The organism is Agromyces albus (assembly GCF_004134825.1).
Taxonomy (GTDB): domain Bacteria; phylum Actinomycetota; class Actinomycetes; order Actinomycetales; family Microbacteriaceae; genus Agromyces; species Agromyces albus.
In genome coordinates, this window is sequence record NZ_SDPN01000004.1 from 146,372 (window position 1) to 162,371 (window position 16,000).

Here is a 16,000-nt window from a genome sequence, read left to right on the forward strand (position 1 = left end):
CGCCCACTCAGAGAGAAGGAAGCACTCATGACCGACATCATCGACCGGCTCGCCGGCGTGCGGCCGGGCGGGAGCGTCGACGCACTGCGCCGGCACCGCCCCGCGACCCGCGACAACGCCGAGGCGAGCTACCACGCCCTCTTCACCGTGATCGACGAGACCCACGCGAGCCTCGCTGAGCGCGCGGCCGTCGCCCAGTTCGTCGCCGCCCTGCACGCCGACGACGTGGCGACCGCGCACTATGCGGCGCTCACTCGCGAGGCGACGGGCGACCGGCTCGACGACGTGATCGACCGGCTCGCGGGCGCCGCGCGCACGACTGGCCCGTACGGCGATTACCCGGCCGACGGCCCCCTCACCCGCGAGAGCGTGCCAGGGCCGCGGTTCGCGGTCGACGACGAGGTGCGCGCCACACTCGGCGGCCGCCTCGGCGCGGCCCTCGAGCATGCCCACCTGCTCGTGTTCCGCCCGCGCGAGTCCTCGGTCGCCGCGCTCGCCCGGCTCGCCGACGCGGGCTGGTCGACCGACGGCATCGTCACCCTTTCCCAGCTCGTGTCGTTCCTCGCGTTCCAGCTGCGCGTCGCGGCCGGGCTCCGCTTGCTCACCACGGAGGACGCAGCATGACCGCACACACCATCGACGAGGCGACGGATGCCGCGACCGGCACGCCCGCCCGCACCATCGAGCACCCCGGCGCATCCGTGCCCCGCGCTTTCACCCAGGCGGAGCTCGGCTGGCTGCCGTGGCTCGAGCCCGCCGACGAGGCGACGCTCACCGAGCGCCAGTACGCGGGGCTCGTCGACCGATCGCGGGTGAAGAGCGACTACTTCCGGCTGCTCGCACGCGACCCCGACATTCTGAGGGCGCGCACGCTCACCGACAAAGACATCTTCTACAACGCGAGCGACGGGCTGCCGCGCGCCGAACGCGAGCTCGCAGCGGCCGCGACGAGCCGGTTCAACGGCTGCATCTTCTGCGCCTCGGTGCACGCGCGGTTCGCGACGCATCACTCGAAGCGGCACGACGACGTGCAGCGGTTGCTCGACGAGGGGGTCGATGCGGCGCAGGACGCCGCGTGGCGCGCCGTGATCGATGCGGCCGTCGCGCTCGCCGCCACCCCGCCGAGGCTCGAGCCGGCGCACCTCGACGCCTTGCGCCGTGCGGGGTTCGGCGAGCAGGCGGTCTCCGACGTCATCCACTCGGCGGCGTTCTTCAATTGGGCGAATCGGCTCATGCTCTCGCTCGGCGAACCGGAGGAGGCTCCGCCGCTTCCGTGACCGAATGTTTCGCGGCGTGACACCGTGCGGCGTCTCACGGTTGAGGGGTTGCCGCGGCATCCGTAGCCTCGTGCCACACGAGTTGCGAGGAGTGCGCACCATGATCGGCATCGAGGAGCCAACGACGGCGACGCTGTCGGAGCCTCGACGAGTGCTGACGGATGCCGCGGCCACGTCAACGCCCGCGTCGCCTGCGCCTGCCCCGCCCGCATCGCCCGGACCGCTCGCCGTGCTCGCCGACGCGGGGCTCGAGGTGCCGGTGCTCGGCGGCGGATTCGTGCGCCATGTCAACCTCGACGTCGCCGCGTCGGCGCCCGCACTCGTGGCCGTCACCGCGCACGTCGCACGAGTGCTGCCCTACTACTCGAGCGTGCACCGCGGCGCGGGCTACCCGTCGCAGCTCTCGACGTCGCTCGTCGAGGAGGCCCGCGGCACGGTCGCGCGCCACGTCGGTGCCCGCGACGACGACCTCGTCGTCTTCACGCGAAACACGACCGACGCGCTCAACCTGCTCGCGAACGCCGTGCCGGGCGACACCGTCGTGCTCGACCTCGAGCACCACGCGAACCTGCTGCCGTGGCGTGCCGATGCGCGGCGGGTGGTCGTCGCCCGCCGCACGATCGCCGAGACGCTCGACGCGCTCGACGCCGAGCTCGCCCGATGTCCGGCCGCGCTGCTCACGGTCACCGGCGCCTCGAACGTCACCGGCGAGGTGCTGCCGATCGCGAGGCTCGCCGAGCTCGCCCACGCGCGAGGCGCGCGACTCGCGATCGACGCCGCCCAGCTGCTGCCGCACCGCAGGGTCGACATCGCGGCATCCGGCGTCGACTACCTCGCCTTCTCGGGACACAAGGCGTACGCGCCGTTCGGAACCGGTGCGCTCGTCGGCCGCGCCGACTGGCTCGACGCGGCACCCGCCTACCTCGCGGGCGGGGGAGCGGTCGCCGCCGTCCGCGTCGACGGCGCCGACTGGAAGCGCGGGGCCGACCGCCACGAGGCGGGCACGCCGAACGTGATCGGCATCGCGGCGCTCGCTCGCGCACTCACCGAGCTCGAACGGCTCGGCGAAGCGGCGCGCGCGCGTCACGAGCGGGCCCTCACCGAGCGCCTGCACGCGGGGCTCGCCGCGCAACGCGGCATCCGGGTCATCCGCGGCTTCGACGACGCCGACGACCGGCTCGGCATCGCGACCATCGAGCTCGAGCGCGGCTCGGTGGGGCGGCTCGCCGCGGCGCTCGCCGCCGAGCACGGCATCTCGGTGCGCGCGGGCCGGTTCTGCGCCCACCCCTTCTTCGACCGGGTGGCGACACGGGCCAATGGGCTCCGCGCGAGCCTCGGCGCGGGCACCTCCGCCGACGACGTCGACCGCTTCCTCGCCGCGCTCGCCACGCTCATCGCCGACGGACCGGCGCACGCCTACGAGCGCTCGACGGCCGGCTGGTGCCCCGTCGACGACGATCGGCCTCGCCCGGCGTTCGACTGAGGCGCGGTCGGTTCCGCGCGTCTCGCTGAGACCGTCGCGCATTCGGGGGCATTCCCACGGCGTCATCCATGCGCCACACTGAGCGCATGGACTCAGTGTTGACCTCCATCGGATTGCCCGTCGCCCTCGGCATCATCATGTTCGGCCTGGGCCTCTCGCTCACGCCCGGCGACTTCTCGCGCATCGCGAAGCATCCGAAGGCCGTGGTCGTCGCCCTCCTATGCCAGATCGTCGCACTGCCGGCCCTCTGTCTCGCGCTCGTGCTGCTCTTCCGGTTGCCGCCGGTGCTCGCTGTGGGCATGATGCTGCTCGCGGCGTCGCCCGGCGGCACCACTGCGAACCTCTACAGTCACCTGTTCCGCGGCGACGTCGCCCTGAACATCTCACTCACCGCGATCAACTCCGTGCTCGCCGTCGTCACGCTGCCCCTCATCACGAACCTCGCGATCGGCTATTTCCTGCCCGGGAACGACGAGCTCGGCCTGCAGCTCGCGAAGACCGTGGAGGTGTTCGTGATCGTGCTCATCCCGGTGGCGCTCGGCATGCTCGTGCGGTGGTGGCGGTCGGGCTTCGCCGACCGCATGGACAAGCCCGTGCGCATCGCGTCCGTCGTCATCCTCGTGATCGTCATCGCCGGGGCGATCGTCGCGAACCGCGAGCTGCTCTTGGAGAACGCGGGCCGCCTCGCCGGCATCACGATCACCTTCTGCCTGCTGAGCCTCACCGTCGGCTACCTCGTGCCGCGGCTGCTGCGCGTCAACCGCACGCAAGCGGTCGCGAGCTCGTTCGAGATCGGCATCCACAACGCGACGCTTGCGATCGTGATCGCCCAGACGGTGATCGGAAGCGTCGAGATGAGCCTGCCCGCCGCGGTGTACGGCGTGCTCATGTTCTTCATCGCGCTCGCGTTCGGCTTCCTCATCCGCGAGAGAGGGAGGGCCGAGACGGATGCCGCGGCGATCGCCGTGCCCACGATGCGGGGGGCCGCGCAACCACCGGGGGGATGAATCACGCGGCAGCGGAGCATCCGCCGCCGGCAACCAGGACGGGAGATGGCAACCGAGGACGACCTGGAACGTCGCCGAGACGAGTTGCGGCGGATCGTCTACGGCGCGCCAGGCGAGCCGCCCGCTGCGGTCGCGGCCGAGCTCGCCGCCGTGGAGCGGGAGCTCGCGGCACGCCAGTGCTTGTCGATTGATGCGGTCGAGGCAGTCGACCGGGTCGACGCGGTCGACGACGCGGAGAAACCTGCAGCTTCACCCCAGCCACCCCGTCGGCTGTCGCGGGGATGGTCGTTCCTCGTCGCGGCGGCAGCCATCCTGCTCGTCGCCGTCGGGCTGGCGGTGCTCGCCCCGGTGCGGGAGGCGCTCTCCCCGCCGCGCGGCCTCGAGGTGTTCGACCGGCCGCCGACCGCTGAAGAGCGTGACCGCGCTCGCGAGGTGGTCGTCGGCGCTCACCTGGAGGCGAGGGGAGCAGTGGTGCTCCGCTCGCTCGGCCACGTCGTCGGCTACGAGTTCTGGGCCATGCTCGACGGCGACCAGGTGTGCCTGCTCTCGCGGCGGGAGTTCTTCTTCGACTGGTTCGCGACGTGCACCTCGCGCGAGCGGTTCGACACGTACGGGCTCACGAGGTGGATCTCGGTCGACGACATCCGCCACGGGGCGAGGCCGTCCCGGGCGCTGCCCGACGACATCGTCGTCGCGAGCTGGGGCCCGCGATCCTCGGAGGTCGAGTGGCGCGTCGCCCCCGGTTCGTAGACTGGAAGCAGCGCACGAGGGGAGATGCATGCAGCCGCTGGTCGAGAGCGACATCCGCTCAGCACTCGGCAATGCGAACGAAGCCGAGCTCGCCCAGTTGACGCTGCCCGTGCACTTCTTCGTCGCCGAGTGGGCGCACCTCGACGCGTTCGGCTGGCGCGACCCGAGGATCGCAGCCCGCGGCTACCTCGTGACGGAGCTCGACGGTGCGCCCGCCGGTGTCGTGCTGCGTGCCGCCGAGCGGAGCGGCTCGCATCATCGGGCCGCCATCTGCAACCTCTGCCACACGCAGCAGCCCGGCGACCAGGTGGTGCTCTTCTCGGCGCGACGGGCGGGTACCGCCGGCGCGCGCGGCGACAGCGTCGGCACGTACATCTGCAGCGACCTTGCCTGCCAGGAGACCGTGCGACTCGGCCGGCCCGCCGCCCCGTCCGAGGTGCAGCCGAGCGCGATCGAGCTCGAACGCATCGAGGGGCTCGCGAGACGCACGCGAGCGTTCGTCGCCGACGTGCTCGCGGTGCGCTGAGCGGTCAGTGCCGAGCGCCGGATGTCGCACTCCGCACTCCGGGGCGGCCGGCGCTCAGGCCTCAGCGCGAGGCATCCGAAACCAACGGCTCGAGCGTCGGCCGCTTGGCCGTGCGCCCGTCACCGGAGGAGCGACCAGTCAGTCGACGCCCGATCCACGGCAGAACGAACTCGCGGTAGTAGGCCGCGGTGTTGCGGCTTCGGGGCCCCGGCGGCGCCGCGGCGACTTCGGCGACCCCCCACTCCGGCGGCACCGGAAGGTCGAGCGCGGTGAGCACATTGCTCGCGACCCTGGCGTGCCCGAGCGAATTGAGGTGCAGCTTGTCGGCCGACCAGTAGCGGATGTCGCGAAGGACCAGGTCGGAGAAGTTGTCGACGAAGGTGACGCCGTCGAGCTCGGCGAGGTCGTGCAGCGCTGCCGTGAGGCGCACGCCGCGGGCATCGAAGACGCGTCCGAGCGGAAGGTGCTCGGTGGGATTCGCCCCGCTCAGCATGAGCACGTGGATGCCCTCGCCCCGGATGCGATGCACCGCCTGCCGGAATCGGTCGGCCACGGCCACCTCGGGCATCCGCGGCCGGAGCATGTCGTTGCCGCCGCCGTTGAAGCTGATCACCTCGGGGCGCAACGCGATCGCCGCCTCGAGCTGCTCCTCGATGATCGGGCCGAGCTTGCGGCCGCGGATCGCGAGGTTGGCGTAGCCGATCGGCTCGCGTGCTGCAGCGGCGAGCCCCAGTGCGACGAAGTCGGCCCACCCCCGCACGCCGCCGTCGGGCAGCTCGTCGCCGACGCCCTCGGTGAAACTGTCGCCGATCGCGGCATAGGAGTGGAACATGCGTCAACGCTAGCGTGACGGATGCCGCGGCATCCGTGCGCCTCCCGAACGTCCTGCGCCGCCCGCGCCGGCGACGGCACGATCGCGCAGCTCAGCGCTGCGTCTGCTGGTGCTCGAGCTCGCAGTCGGCGCCCGGGTAGAGGAGCGTCTCGTGGCCGTCGTCGAAGCGCACGAAATAGGGCGGGCCGCCGTCTTCGCCGCGCACTTCGAGGATCTCGCCGTGGCGGTCGGCTTGGCCGACCAGCTTGCCATGGATGACGAGGCGTTCGCCGACGACTGCATGCATCGCATTCCCCTCCCGCTCATTCCAGCGTACGCCCGGGCCTCGTGGCGCGGAAGGGTCGAGCAGGCGGGCGGATGCCGCGGGTCGCGGATGCCGCGGGAGCGGGTGCCCTCGCGTCAGCCGACGGCGAGGAGGGCCGCCCACAGGTCGGCGCGCGCGTGGAATCCCGAGAGGTCGCGGCCGAGGAGTCGCTCGGCGAGCGCGATGCGGCTGCGCACGGTGTGGCGGTGCACGCCGAGCCGGCGCGCGGTGGCGTCGAACTGGCCGCCATGCTCGAGCCACGCACGGGTCGTCGCGACGAGGTCGGTGCCGTTCGCGGCGTCGTGCTCGGCGAGTGGAGCGAGGGTCGCGAGTGCGACCGCTCGGGCGTCGGTGCGGGCGAGGAAGGCGAGTACGCCCTGTCGGCTGATCTCGTCGAACGCGACCACCCCGGATCCCGACTCGCGGGCGCGCTCGAGCGCGCGCATCGCCTGCTCGTGCGCGCGCGCGATGCCGTCGGCTGCAACCGGGTCGGACACGCCGACGGGCAGCTCGAACTCGGCGGCGAGCTCGTCGGCGATCGCGGCGTCGCCGGCCTCGAGCACGAGCACGACGCGGTCTTCGTCGCGTCCGAAGAAGAGCCGCCCGCGGCGCTCGTCGACGCGCAGCTCGAGCAGCTCGATGAGGCGATCGACGTGCTCGGCTGGGGCATCCGTCACCGCGATGCGCAGTGGAGCAGCGGGCAGCGGGCCCCACATCTCGGCGGCGACGCGCTCGGCGAGCGCCGTGTCACCCGCGAGGATGCCGCGCAGGAGCCCCGATCGCAAGTGACCTCGGGCCCGGTCGAGGTCGCGGTTCTGCTCGAGCGCGAGCCCGGCGAGTGCGATGACCGACGTGACGACCTCGCGTCCGGCCTGGTCGAGCTCGGCGGAATCCCCGATCGCGAGGACGCCGCGGAGCGCGCCGCCGCCGCCGAGCGTCTGCAGCGTCATCCGGTGCTGATCGCCCGTGGACTCGCCGGCGACGAGGGTGCGGCTCGCACGCTGGCCGCGGCGCAGCATCGACCGGGCCTCGCCCACGACCTCGCCGAGCGCAGGCTGGCCGAGCGCGCCCGATGGCGCCTCGCGATCGAGGGCGCCGGTCGCGTCGATGAGCCCGACCCACGCGCCGATGCGGTTCGAGAGTTCGGCGAGCGTGGCCGAGAGGCCATCGGGCCGCAGTGCCGCGAGCGAGATGGCGCGCTGTGCTGCGAGAGCCCAGGTGTGCCGTGCGTAGGCGTCTTCGGCGAGCAGGTCGGCGACGGTGCGCACGATCGCGATGAAGGGGGTGGGATACGGCACCTCGAAGAGCGGCAGCCCTTGTGCGTCGCAGGCCGCCACGAGGGCCTCGGGCGTGCCGGCCCGGATGACCTCGGTGCCGAAGCCGAGGGCGGCGATGCCCTTCTTGCGCAGCCGCTCGACGTAGGCGTCGGCGAACGTCGCGCCGGCGTCGGCCTCGAACTGGGTGCCGGTCGTGAGGAGCACGTGGCCGGCGTCGAGAAAGGGGGTCGGATCGGCGAGGTCGGAGCTGTGCGCCCACGTCACAGGAGCGGCGAGTGCGCCGGCCGCCAGCCGGTCAGCCGGCGTGAGCAGTGTGAGCGCGAGCTCGGGGCGGTCGAGCAGGGTCTGCACGGTCGGCTGCACTCGTGCTCCTTCCCGTCGTCGCCGTTGTACGCGGTGTCCAACTACCTGCACCAGAGTGTACACGCGGGCGCTGCGGCATCCGTCAGCACCGACCTAGCATGAGCGGCATCCGTCACCGTCGTCATCATGCATCGGAGCAGCCCATGACTCTCGTCGACAGCCCCGCCATCACCACCGGCGGTCCCGCCCTCGCGCAGGAGCGCCGGCTCGTCACGGCCATTCCCGGCCCGCGCTCGCGAGAGCTCATGGCGCGCAAGGCTGCGGCCGTCGCCGCCGGGGTCGGCACCACGATTCCCATCTCCGTGGTCGCCGCGGGCGGCGGCGTCATCGTCGACGCCGACGGGAACTCGCTCATCGACCTCGGCTCGGGCATCGCCGTCACGGGAGTGGGCAATGCGAACCCCCGGGTCGTCGAGGCGGTCACCGCGCAGCTCAACGCGTTCACGCACACGTGCTTCACGGTGGCGCCCTACGACTCGTACGTCGCCGTAGCCGAGAAGCTCAACCAACTCACGCCGGGCGACCACGTGAAGCGCTCGGCGCTCTTCAACTCGGGCGCGGAGGCCGTCGAGAACGCCGTGAAGATCGCCCGGCACTTCACGAAGAAGCAGGCCGTCGTGGCCTTCGACCACGCCTACCACGGCCGCACGAACCTCACGATGGGGCTGACGGCGAAGAACATTCCGTACAAGAGCGGGTTCGGGCCGTTCGCCTCCGAGGTGTACCGCGCGCCGCTCTCGTACCCCTTCCGCGATGGCGGCCTCGATGGTCGGGAGGCGGCGGCCCGCGCGATCACGCACATCGAGAAGCAGGTCGGCGCTGAGAACCTCGCGGCGATCATCATCGAGCCGATCCAGGGCGAGGGCGGCTTCATCGTGCCCGCCGCCGGCTTCCTCCCGGCGCTCGCCGAATGGTGCCGCGCCAACGACGTGGTCTTCATCGCCGACGAGGTGCAGACCGGCTTCGGCCGCACCGGCGCCTGGTTCGCGAGCGAGCACGACGGCATCGTGCCCGACCTCGTCGTCACGGCGAAGGGCATCGCCGGCGGCCTGCCCCTCTCGGCCGTCACTGGCCGGTCCGAGATGATGGACTCCGCGATGGCGGGCGGCCTCGGCGGCACCTACGGCGGCAACCCGCTGGCGTGCGTCGCCGCGCTCGCCGCAATCGAGTCATACGAGGAAGACGGCCTCATCGAGCGCGCCCGGGAGATCGGGGCGGTGCTCCTCGGCCGCCTGAACGCGCTCCGCACGGCCGATGCCCGCATCGGCGACGTGCGCGGCCGCGGAGCGATGGTCGCGATCGAGCTCGTCGACCCAGCCACCGGGGCACCCGACGCGGCCCTCACCTCGGCGGTCGCGAAGCACGCCCACGCGAACGGGGTGCTCGTACTCACGTGCGGCACGTACGGAAACGTGATCCGCTTCCTGCCGCCGCTCACGATCTCCGACGAACTGCTCATCGACGGCCTCGGCGTCGTCGCGGAAGGGCTGAAAAGCGCATGACCGCCCTCGGTGCGACGCCATCGCGGCCCGCTGTACGCCTCTCGGTGGCGCACCGACGAGGCGAAGTCCAGACTGGAAGAGCGGATGCCGGGCCGCGCGCCACACCCTTCAACCGAACGGCTCGCTTCACACGGAACGGAACGCACTGATGACCGACACCATGCAGGAGACCACGATCCTCGACCGGGTCGCCGACGGACTCTTCATCGGCGGCGAATGGGTCGCCGCCGAGGGCGGGAAGACCCTCGCGGTCGTCGACCCGGCGACCGGCCAGACGATCAAGGAGATCGCGGATGCCTCCGTCGCCGACGGCATTCGCGCGCTCGACGCCGCCGTGGCCGCCCAAGACGCGTGGGCCGCGACGGCGCCGCGCGAACGCGGCGAGTTGCTGCGCCGCGCCTTCGACCTGCTCCAGGAGCGCAAGGAGGACTTCGCGCTCCTCATGACCCTCGAGATGGGCAAGCCGCTCGCCGAGGCCCGTGGCGAGGTCGTCTACGGCGGCGAGTTCCTCCGCTGGTTCAGCGAGGAGGCCGTGCGCATCACGGGCCGCTACGGCCTGAATCCCGAGGGCACCGGCCGGATGATCGTCTCGCAGCGCCCCGTGGGCCCGTCGTTCTTCATCACGCCGTGGAACTTCCCGCTCGCCATGGCGACGCGCAAGATCGCACCCGCGCTCGCCGCGGGTTGCACGGTCGTCATCAAGCCGCCGGCCCTCACCCCGCTCACGACGATCGCCTTCGTGCAGCTGCTCGAGGAGGTCGGCCTGCCCGCCGGCGTCGTGAACGTCATCGCGACGAGCACGTCGTCGAAGGTGTCGGGCCCGATCATCGCCGACCCTCGGCTGCGCAAGCTCTCGTTCACGGGCTCCACCGAGGTCGGGCGCACGCTGTTGCAGCAGGCGGCGCAGGGCATCCTGCGCACGTCGATGGAGCTCGGCGGCAACGCCCCGTTCGTCATCTTCGAAGACGCCGACCTCGATAAGGCCGTCGACGGCGCGATGATCGCGAAGTTCCGCAACATCGGCCAGGCGTGCACCGCGGCGAACCGCTTCATCGTTCACGAGTCGGTCGCCGACGAGTTCGCGAAGCGAGTGGCCGAGCGCGTGCAGGCGATGAAGGTCGGACGCGGCACCGAAGACGGCGTGAACATCGGCCCCCTCATCGACGACAAGGCCGTCGACTCGACCGACGCGCTCGTGCAGGACGCCGTCTCGCGCGGCGCCACCGTGCTCACCGGCGGCAACCGCATCGACGGCGACGGCTCGTTCTACGCGCCGACCGTGATTGCCGGCGTCGCTGCAGGCAGCCGCATGCTGAAGGAGGAGATCTTCGGGCCCGTGCTCGGCATCTCGACCTTCGCCGACGAAGACGAAGCGGTGCGCCTTGCCAACGCCACCGAGTACGGCCTCGTGTCCTACGTGTTCACGCAAGACCTCGCTCGCGGCCACCGCCTGATCGAGCGCCTCGCCACCGGGATGATGGGCCTGAACACGGGCCTCGTCTCGAACGCGGCCGCGCCCTTCGGCGGCGTCAAGCAATCGGGCATCGGCCGCGAGGGCGGTTTCGAGGGCATCCACGAGTTCCTCGACACGAAGTACACGCTCATCCCGGTGAGCTGACCCCGATGGCCGCTGCCCACCGCTCTTCCGGTTTCCTCATGTGAGCCTCGCCTCACATGAGGCAGAACTCACATGAGGAAACTCACAAAGGCTCTCGGCGAGGACCGCGTTCCGCCAGGCCGGCGGCACCGCCCGCCCGCGGCCGGGCCGCGGCGTCGCAATAGACTGTCCGGGTGCCACTGAACCCTGAGTTGCAGGGGCGGGTCTTCCCGCCCACCGAGCCCTATCTCGTCGGCCGCGAGAAGGTGCGTGAGTTCTCGCGCGCCGTCTTCGCGACGAACCCGGTCAACTTCAACGTCGAGGTGGCCCGCGCCGCCGGCTACGACGACATCGTCGCACCGCCCACGTTCGCCGTCGTCGTGCAGGAGCTCTCGCTCGCCCAACTGCTCGCCGACCCCGATGCGGGCATCGACTTCTCCCGCGTCGTGCACGGAGACCAGCGCTTCACCTCGACGCGGCCCATCGTTGCAGGCGACGAGCTCACCGCGACCCTCACGGTCACGAGCGTGAAGTCGCTCGGGCCGCACTCGATGGTCACGGCCCAGTCCGAGATCACGGATGCCGCGGGCGAGCACGTCGTCACGAGCATCTCCACCCTCGTCGTGCGAGGAGACGAATGATGACCATCACCACCGTCCCCGACTTCCCGTCGCTCGCTGTCGGCGACATCGTCGCGGAGCGCTCCTTCCCGCTCACCCGCGACTCGCTCGTGCGCTACGCGGGCGCCTCGGGCGACTTCAATCCCATCCACTACCGCGACGACATCGCTCACGCCGTCGGCCTGCCGGGCGTGCTCGCCCACGGCATGCTCACGATGGGCCTCGCGGTGCAGGCGGTCGTCGACTGGTCGGGCGATCCTGGTCGCATCGTCGACTACCAGGTGCGGTTCACCCGCCCGGTCGTGGTCGACCCCGAGAGCGGTGCGGTCGTGGCGGTCATCGCCAAGGTGGGCCAGCTCGACGACGACGCTCGAGCCGCGCGCATCGACCTCACGGTGAAGGTCGGCGACGAGACGGTGCTCGGCAAGGCGCAAGCGCGCGTCATCCTCGGCTGACATGGCGAGCGACGCCCGATTCGCCGAGCTCACGACCTTGCACGTCGGTGGGCCGATCGAGCGCCTCGTCACCGGCACCACGCAGCGCGATCTGGTCGACCTCGCCCGCGAGGCGTGGTCCTCGGGCGCGCCGTGGCTCGCGCTCGGCGGCGGCTCGAACCTGCTCGTCGGCGACCACGGGTTCGCGGGCACCGTTGTGCGCGTGGCCACGCGCGGCATCGAGGTGCTGCCCGGCGGCGGCGACGAGGCATCCGTGCTCCTGCGGGTGCAAGCCGGTGAGTCGTGGGACGATCTCGTCGCCTTCACAGTCGAGCGCGGGTACTCGGGCATCGAGGCGCTCTCGGGAATCCCCGGCTCGGTCGGTGCCGCTCCCGTGCAGAACATCGGCGCCTACGGGCAGGAGCTCGAGTCGACGCTCGTGGCGATCGAGTTCCTCGACGAGTTCGCCGACGTGCCGCGCCGCATGACCGCCGCCGAGCTCGAGCTCGGCTACCGCACGTCGGTGCTGAAGCGCGGGCTGCCCGGCATCGTCGTCTCGGTCGAGCTGCGCCTGCACGACACGTCGGCTGAGCGGGCGGTGCTCGGCGAAGCCCTCGGCCAGCCCATCGCCTACGGGCAGCTCGCCGACGCGCTGCACGTGCAGCTCGGCGACCGGGTGCCGATCGCGAGCGTGCGCGAGAGCGTGCTCGCGCTGCGCGCGGCGAAGGGCATGGTGCTCGACGACGCAGACCTCGACTCGGTGAGCGCCGGATCGTTCTTCACGAATCCCATCGTCTCCGAACGCGTTTCGCGCACCCTGCCCGGCGCGGCGCCGCGCTGGTACCTCGAACCCGAGGAGCCCGATGAGGTGGTCCCGCTCGCGGGCGGCGGCCCGGCCGAGTCGCCGCTCGACGCGTTCCTCGCGCACACGGCCTCGTTCGAGTCATCCGACCCGGTGACGGATGCCGCAGACGGCGAGCCGCTCGTGAAGCTCTCGGCCGCGTGGCTCATCGAGCAATCGGGCATCCACCGCGGCTTCACGCTGCCGGGTTCGCGCGCGGCGATCTCGTCGAAGCACACGCTGGCCCTCACCAATCGCGGCGGTGCGACCGCCGAGGAGATCGTGCAGCTCGCCCGCTTCGTGCAGCACCGTGTGCAGGCCGAGTTCGGCATCGTGCTGCACCCCGAGCCCGTGCTCGTCGGGATCGAGCTCTAGCAGCATCCGCGAACCCGACCTCTGCCGCGAGCGAGGCCGCTCGATAGGCTGGAATGCGTGATCAACGAGGATTGGCTGCCGCACCGGCGCGCCATCGACGGCGAGCTCGCCGGCTACCTCGTGCCCGCGGCGGGTGAGCCGGGGCGATTCGCACCGGTGACGATCATCGGCACGATCATCGAGCCCGAGACGGGGCCGCTTCCCGAGGCGGAGGCGAGAGCGCTCGTCGAGGCGCGGGGGCTCGAGGAGCTCCACGGGCGCTGGTGGGCGGAGCTTCCGGCGCCGCTCCTGCCCGGAGTGCTCGATGCCTCCAATCCCGTCGCCGGCTGGGAGTGGCGCCTCGTCGTGATCGTCGAGGCGGATGAAGAGCGGTGCGTCATCCGGCCGCAGGACCCGGCCCGTGAGGAGCTCGAGTCGAGTGCGGTGCTGCCCGTGCCCGTCGGTGAGTTGCTGCGCCCAGAGTGAGTTGCTGCGCCCAGAGCGCCCGGCTCAGCGGCGAGCGCGCTCGCCGCGGCGGATCAGGGCGACGAGCCCGAACACCATGACGAGCACGCCGAGCGCGAGCAGCGCGTAGAGCCCCGCTGCGAGCGGGCTGAGGTTGGCGAACGCCGAGCCGACGGCATCGCGGCGGGCGGGCTCGGCGATGACCCAGAGCGTCGTCGCCGCGAGGGCGCCGTAGAGAAGGCTCCAGACGAGTGCGCCCCAGCGCACCGTCGGTCGGGCGATCGCGGTCGACCGATCGGATGCGTCGGCGCCCGTCGAGCCGGCCCCGTCACCCGTGAGCGTCTCCGTGAACGATTCCTGGCCGAAGACCGAGGTCGCCGCCGTCGCCGACGTGTTCGGATCCTCCGAGCCCGTTCGCGCGTTCGTCTCGCTCATCGCCCTGCCTCCTCGTGGATGGTCACGTAGATCGTGCCCGATTGCTGTTGACGCACGGTGAGGGTCGCGTCGCTCGACGCACCGGGGTCGCCGCCGAGCGTGAAGATCCGCCCTTCACCGCCGAGCGCGGGCTCGGATCTCGCGGCCCCGGTGTTCGAGTAGCTCACCACCTGCACTCGGCCCGCATCGCGCGCGTCGAGAGTGACCCGGGTTCCGTCGAGGATCGTGAGATGCACGTCGCCGACGCCTTGCGTGAGCTCGATCTCGGGAGTGCCCGGAGCCGCCTCGAGCTCCGCGAAAGCGGTGAGGTGCGCGTCGCCGATGGGTTGCACGAAGGTGCCCGACCTCACCAACGGAATTCCGAACGACGGCGGAATGATCGTCACGGCGGATGCCACGCTCGCACCGAGCATCACGACGGTGGTCACGGTCGTGGCGAACGCGAGGAACCCGCTCCGACGGCGGCTCACGGCCGCCACGAACATGCCGAGTGCGAGCGTGAGGGTCGCCACGGCGAGCGACACCGCGACGATGTGACCACTGAGATCGGCGGAGCCGACTGCCCAGATCGCCCCGACGGACCCCGCGATGACGGCGAGGCCGAGCACGGTGAACACATAGGCGGCACTCGCTCGCGGCCGCTCCGCACGTCGCACCCGGCGAGCCTCGTCGGCCTGCGCGGCGAGCGCGAGCGCCTTCGCCTTGTTCTCGGCGGCGGCCTGGGCGCGGGCGGCACGATCGGCGTCCTGCTGGGTGCGCTTCCACTCCTCGTGCGACGTGCGCCAGGCCTCGTGCTGGGCGCGCCACTCCGCGAGGGCTGCGGCGTCGGCGCCCTCGGCCGGCACAGGGGGCTCGGGCGTCGTACCGGCGGCACCGGCGGCAACTGATGGGACGACGGATGCCGCGGCAGGCCCTGCAGCCACGGGAGGCGCGGCGTACACCGCGGTCGTCGCCGTCGCGGCATCCGTCGCCGTGGGAGCCGTCCCCGGAGCGGCGGCGGCACTCGCGGAAGCCATTCGCGGCGCTGCACCGCCGCCCGGGGAGGTAGAGGAGGCAGTGGAGGTGGAGGAGGCAGGGGAAACGGGCGAGGTCTGTGCGGCCCGGCGAATGAGCCAGGCGACGAGCGCGATGGCGCCCGCGATGACGGCGAGCACCCAGAGCACGCGGAACGGGGTGAGCACGTCGACACCGCCGAACCAGATCGACGGCCACTCGGGCCACCAGCGCCAGCCGAGCCACCCGTCCTGCACGATCGGAAGCATCCCGATCACGCCCATCACGGCGATGCCGACGATCGCCGGGTCGACGGTGCCGCGCAGCAGTCGCTCGAGGTGGATCTCGCCCTCGGCATCGGGCAGCAGCAGCCACGCGATCGCGTAGAGCAGCACGAGCGGGGCGCCGAACAGAGCGATCACCACGACGATGCCGCGCACGATGAGCGGGTCGATGCCGAGGCGGGCGCCGATGCCGGCGCAGACGCCGCCGAGCCACCCGGCGCGGCGCGGCAGGCCGAGTCGGTGAAGCCAGGCGTAGAACCCGGTGCCCGGCGCGGGTGTCGCCGCGCCGGGAGCACCGGAGGATGGAGCCGACCCGCCCGCCCCGTTGCCAGGCGGTCCGGCCGCCGCGGAGTCCCCGTTCACGTCGTCCGGCGCTGGGCCTGCCTCGGGGGCGGTGTGGTTCGTCTCCATGCCTCGATGCTGGCAGTGCTGACGGATGCCGCGCCATGGGGTGGATCCCTGATTCGACCCTGACTCGGGCGGCCCCGCCCGGGGTCATCGCGCGCGCGTCTGCTTGGATGGCTGGCATGGAGTCGCCGCCCCTGCCCCGCATGACGCGGCCGCGGTCGTGCGTGGCCACCGGCGTCGCGGCCGGCCTGGCCGAGCACCTCGGCTGGCCCGTCGGCGTCGTGCGCGCGGCATTCGTGGTGCTCTCG

18 protein-coding genes are annotated in these 16,000 nt (G+C 71.9%); 13 read left to right on the top strand and 5 right to left on the bottom strand.

The window, feature by feature from the left end; genetic code table 11:
- Positions 1–27 precede the first annotated feature (27 nt).
- From ESP51_RS03855 to ESP51_RS03880, 6 genes are all read left to right on the top strand, one after another.
- Positions 28–624 carry a CMD domain protein gene (locus ESP51_RS03855; RefSeq protein WP_129519566.1) on the top strand — a complete coding sequence of 199 codons (597 nt, stop codon included), beginning with the start codon at positions 28–30 and terminating at the stop codon, positions 622–624.
- The gene (locus tag ESP51_RS03860; RefSeq protein WP_129519567.1) at positions 621–1,277 is read left to right on the top strand and encodes an alkylhydroperoxidase domain protein; all 657 of its coding nucleotides are present in this window, start codon (positions 621–623) and stop codon (positions 1,275–1,277) included. Before ESP51_RS03855 ends, ESP51_RS03860 begins: the two co-directional genes overlap by 4 nt.
- Before the next feature lie 100 nt (positions 1,278–1,377).
- Positions 1,378–2,760 (top strand): aminotransferase class V-fold PLP-dependent enzyme, encoded by a 1,383-nt coding sequence (locus ESP51_RS03865; RefSeq protein WP_129519568.1) that lies wholly within the window; start codon positions 1,378–1,380, stop codon positions 2,758–2,760.
- Between the two features lie 86 nt (positions 2,761–2,846).
- Positions 2,847–3,767 carry a bile acid:sodium symporter family protein gene (locus tag ESP51_RS03870; protein WP_129519569.1) on the top strand — a complete coding sequence of 307 codons (921 nt, stop codon included), beginning with the start codon at positions 2,847–2,849 and terminating at the stop codon, positions 3,765–3,767.
- Between the two features lie 45 nt (positions 3,768–3,812).
- The gene (locus ESP51_RS03875; protein ID WP_129519570.1) at positions 3,813–4,517 is read left to right on the top strand and encodes a hypothetical protein; all 705 of its coding nucleotides are present in this window, start codon (positions 3,813–3,815) and stop codon (positions 4,515–4,517) included.
- A gap of 28 nt (positions 4,518–4,545) precedes the next feature.
- On the top strand, positions 4,546–5,043 hold the full coding sequence (locus ESP51_RS03880) for an FBP domain-containing protein (protein WP_129519571.1): 498 nt from the start codon (positions 4,546–4,548) through the stop codon (positions 5,041–5,043).
- 61 nt (positions 5,044–5,104) lie between these two features.
- Here ESP51_RS03880 and ESP51_RS03885 read toward each other — a convergent pair whose 3' ends face one another.
- From ESP51_RS03885 to ESP51_RS03895, 3 genes are all read right to left on the bottom strand, one after another.
- The gene (locus tag ESP51_RS03885) at positions 5,105–5,875 is read right to left on the bottom strand and encodes an SGNH/GDSL hydrolase family protein (RefSeq protein ID WP_129519572.1); all 771 of its coding nucleotides are present in this window, start codon (positions 5,873–5,875) and stop codon (positions 5,105–5,107) included.
- 91 nt (positions 5,876–5,966) lie between these two features.
- Positions 5,967–6,161 (bottom strand): DUF1918 domain-containing protein, encoded by a 195-nt coding sequence (locus tag ESP51_RS03890; protein WP_129519573.1) that lies wholly within the window; start codon positions 6,159–6,161, stop codon positions 5,967–5,969.
- A gap of 113 nt (positions 6,162–6,274) precedes the next feature.
- Positions 6,275–7,819 (bottom strand): PucR family transcriptional regulator, encoded by a 1,545-nt coding sequence (locus ESP51_RS03895; protein ID WP_129519574.1) that lies wholly within the window; start codon positions 7,817–7,819, stop codon positions 6,275–6,277.
- 143 nt (positions 7,820–7,962) lie between these two features.
- Here ESP51_RS03895 and gabT point away from each other — a divergent pair, with 143 nt between their 5' ends.
- From gabT to ESP51_RS03925, 6 genes are all read left to right on the top strand, one after another.
- Positions 7,963–9,321, top strand: a complete 1,359-nt coding sequence (gene gabT / locus ESP51_RS03900) for a 4-aminobutyrate--2-oxoglutarate transaminase (protein WP_129519575.1) — start codon at positions 7,963–7,965, stop codon at positions 9,319–9,321.
- A gap of 148 nt (positions 9,322–9,469) precedes the next feature.
- Positions 9,470–10,939 carry an NAD-dependent succinate-semialdehyde dehydrogenase gene (locus tag ESP51_RS03905; RefSeq protein WP_129519576.1) on the top strand — a complete coding sequence of 490 codons (1,470 nt, stop codon included), beginning with the start codon at positions 9,470–9,472 and terminating at the stop codon, positions 10,937–10,939.
- Positions 10,940–11,112: 173 nt separating this feature from the next.
- Positions 11,113–11,559, top strand: a complete 447-nt coding sequence (locus ESP51_RS03910) for a MaoC family dehydratase N-terminal domain-containing protein (RefSeq protein WP_129519577.1) — start codon at positions 11,113–11,115, stop codon at positions 11,557–11,559.
- The gene (locus ESP51_RS03915; protein WP_129519578.1) at positions 11,559–11,993 is read left to right on the top strand and encodes a MaoC family dehydratase; all 435 of its coding nucleotides are present in this window, start codon (positions 11,559–11,561) and stop codon (positions 11,991–11,993) included. Before ESP51_RS03910 ends, ESP51_RS03915 begins: the two co-directional genes overlap by 1 nt.
- Before the next feature lies 1 nt (position 11,994).
- Complete coding sequence (locus tag ESP51_RS03920) at positions 11,995–13,188, top strand: UDP-N-acetylmuramate dehydrogenase (RefSeq protein ID WP_129519579.1); 1,194 nt, start codon at positions 11,995–11,997, stop codon at positions 13,186–13,188.
- 57 nt (positions 13,189–13,245) lie between these two features.
- Positions 13,246–13,653 (top strand): hypothetical protein, encoded by a 408-nt coding sequence (locus ESP51_RS03925; protein WP_129519580.1) that lies wholly within the window; start codon positions 13,246–13,248, stop codon positions 13,651–13,653.
- A 24-nt stretch (positions 13,654–13,677) separates the two neighbouring features.
- Here ESP51_RS03925 and ESP51_RS03930 read toward each other — a convergent pair whose 3' ends face one another.
- Together ESP51_RS03930 and ESP51_RS03935 are read right to left on the bottom strand one after the other, a co-directional pair.
- Positions 13,678–14,067, bottom strand: coding sequence for a hypothetical protein (locus tag ESP51_RS03930; protein WP_129519581.1), 390 nt, complete (start codon positions 14,065–14,067; stop codon positions 13,678–13,680).
- A complete protein-coding gene (locus ESP51_RS03935) occupies positions 14,064–15,755 on the bottom strand; it encodes a PspC domain-containing protein (RefSeq protein WP_129519582.1) in 1,692 nt (563 codons plus the stop codon). Before ESP51_RS03935 ends, ESP51_RS03930 begins: the two co-directional genes overlap by 4 nt.
- A gap of 140 nt (positions 15,756–15,895) precedes the next feature.
- Between ESP51_RS03935 and ESP51_RS03940 the strand changes: the two genes are divergently transcribed.
- Positions 15,896–16,000, top strand: a 105-nt coding sequence (locus ESP51_RS03940; protein WP_241842963.1) for a PspC domain-containing protein, incomplete at its 3' end; no start/stop codon positions are given.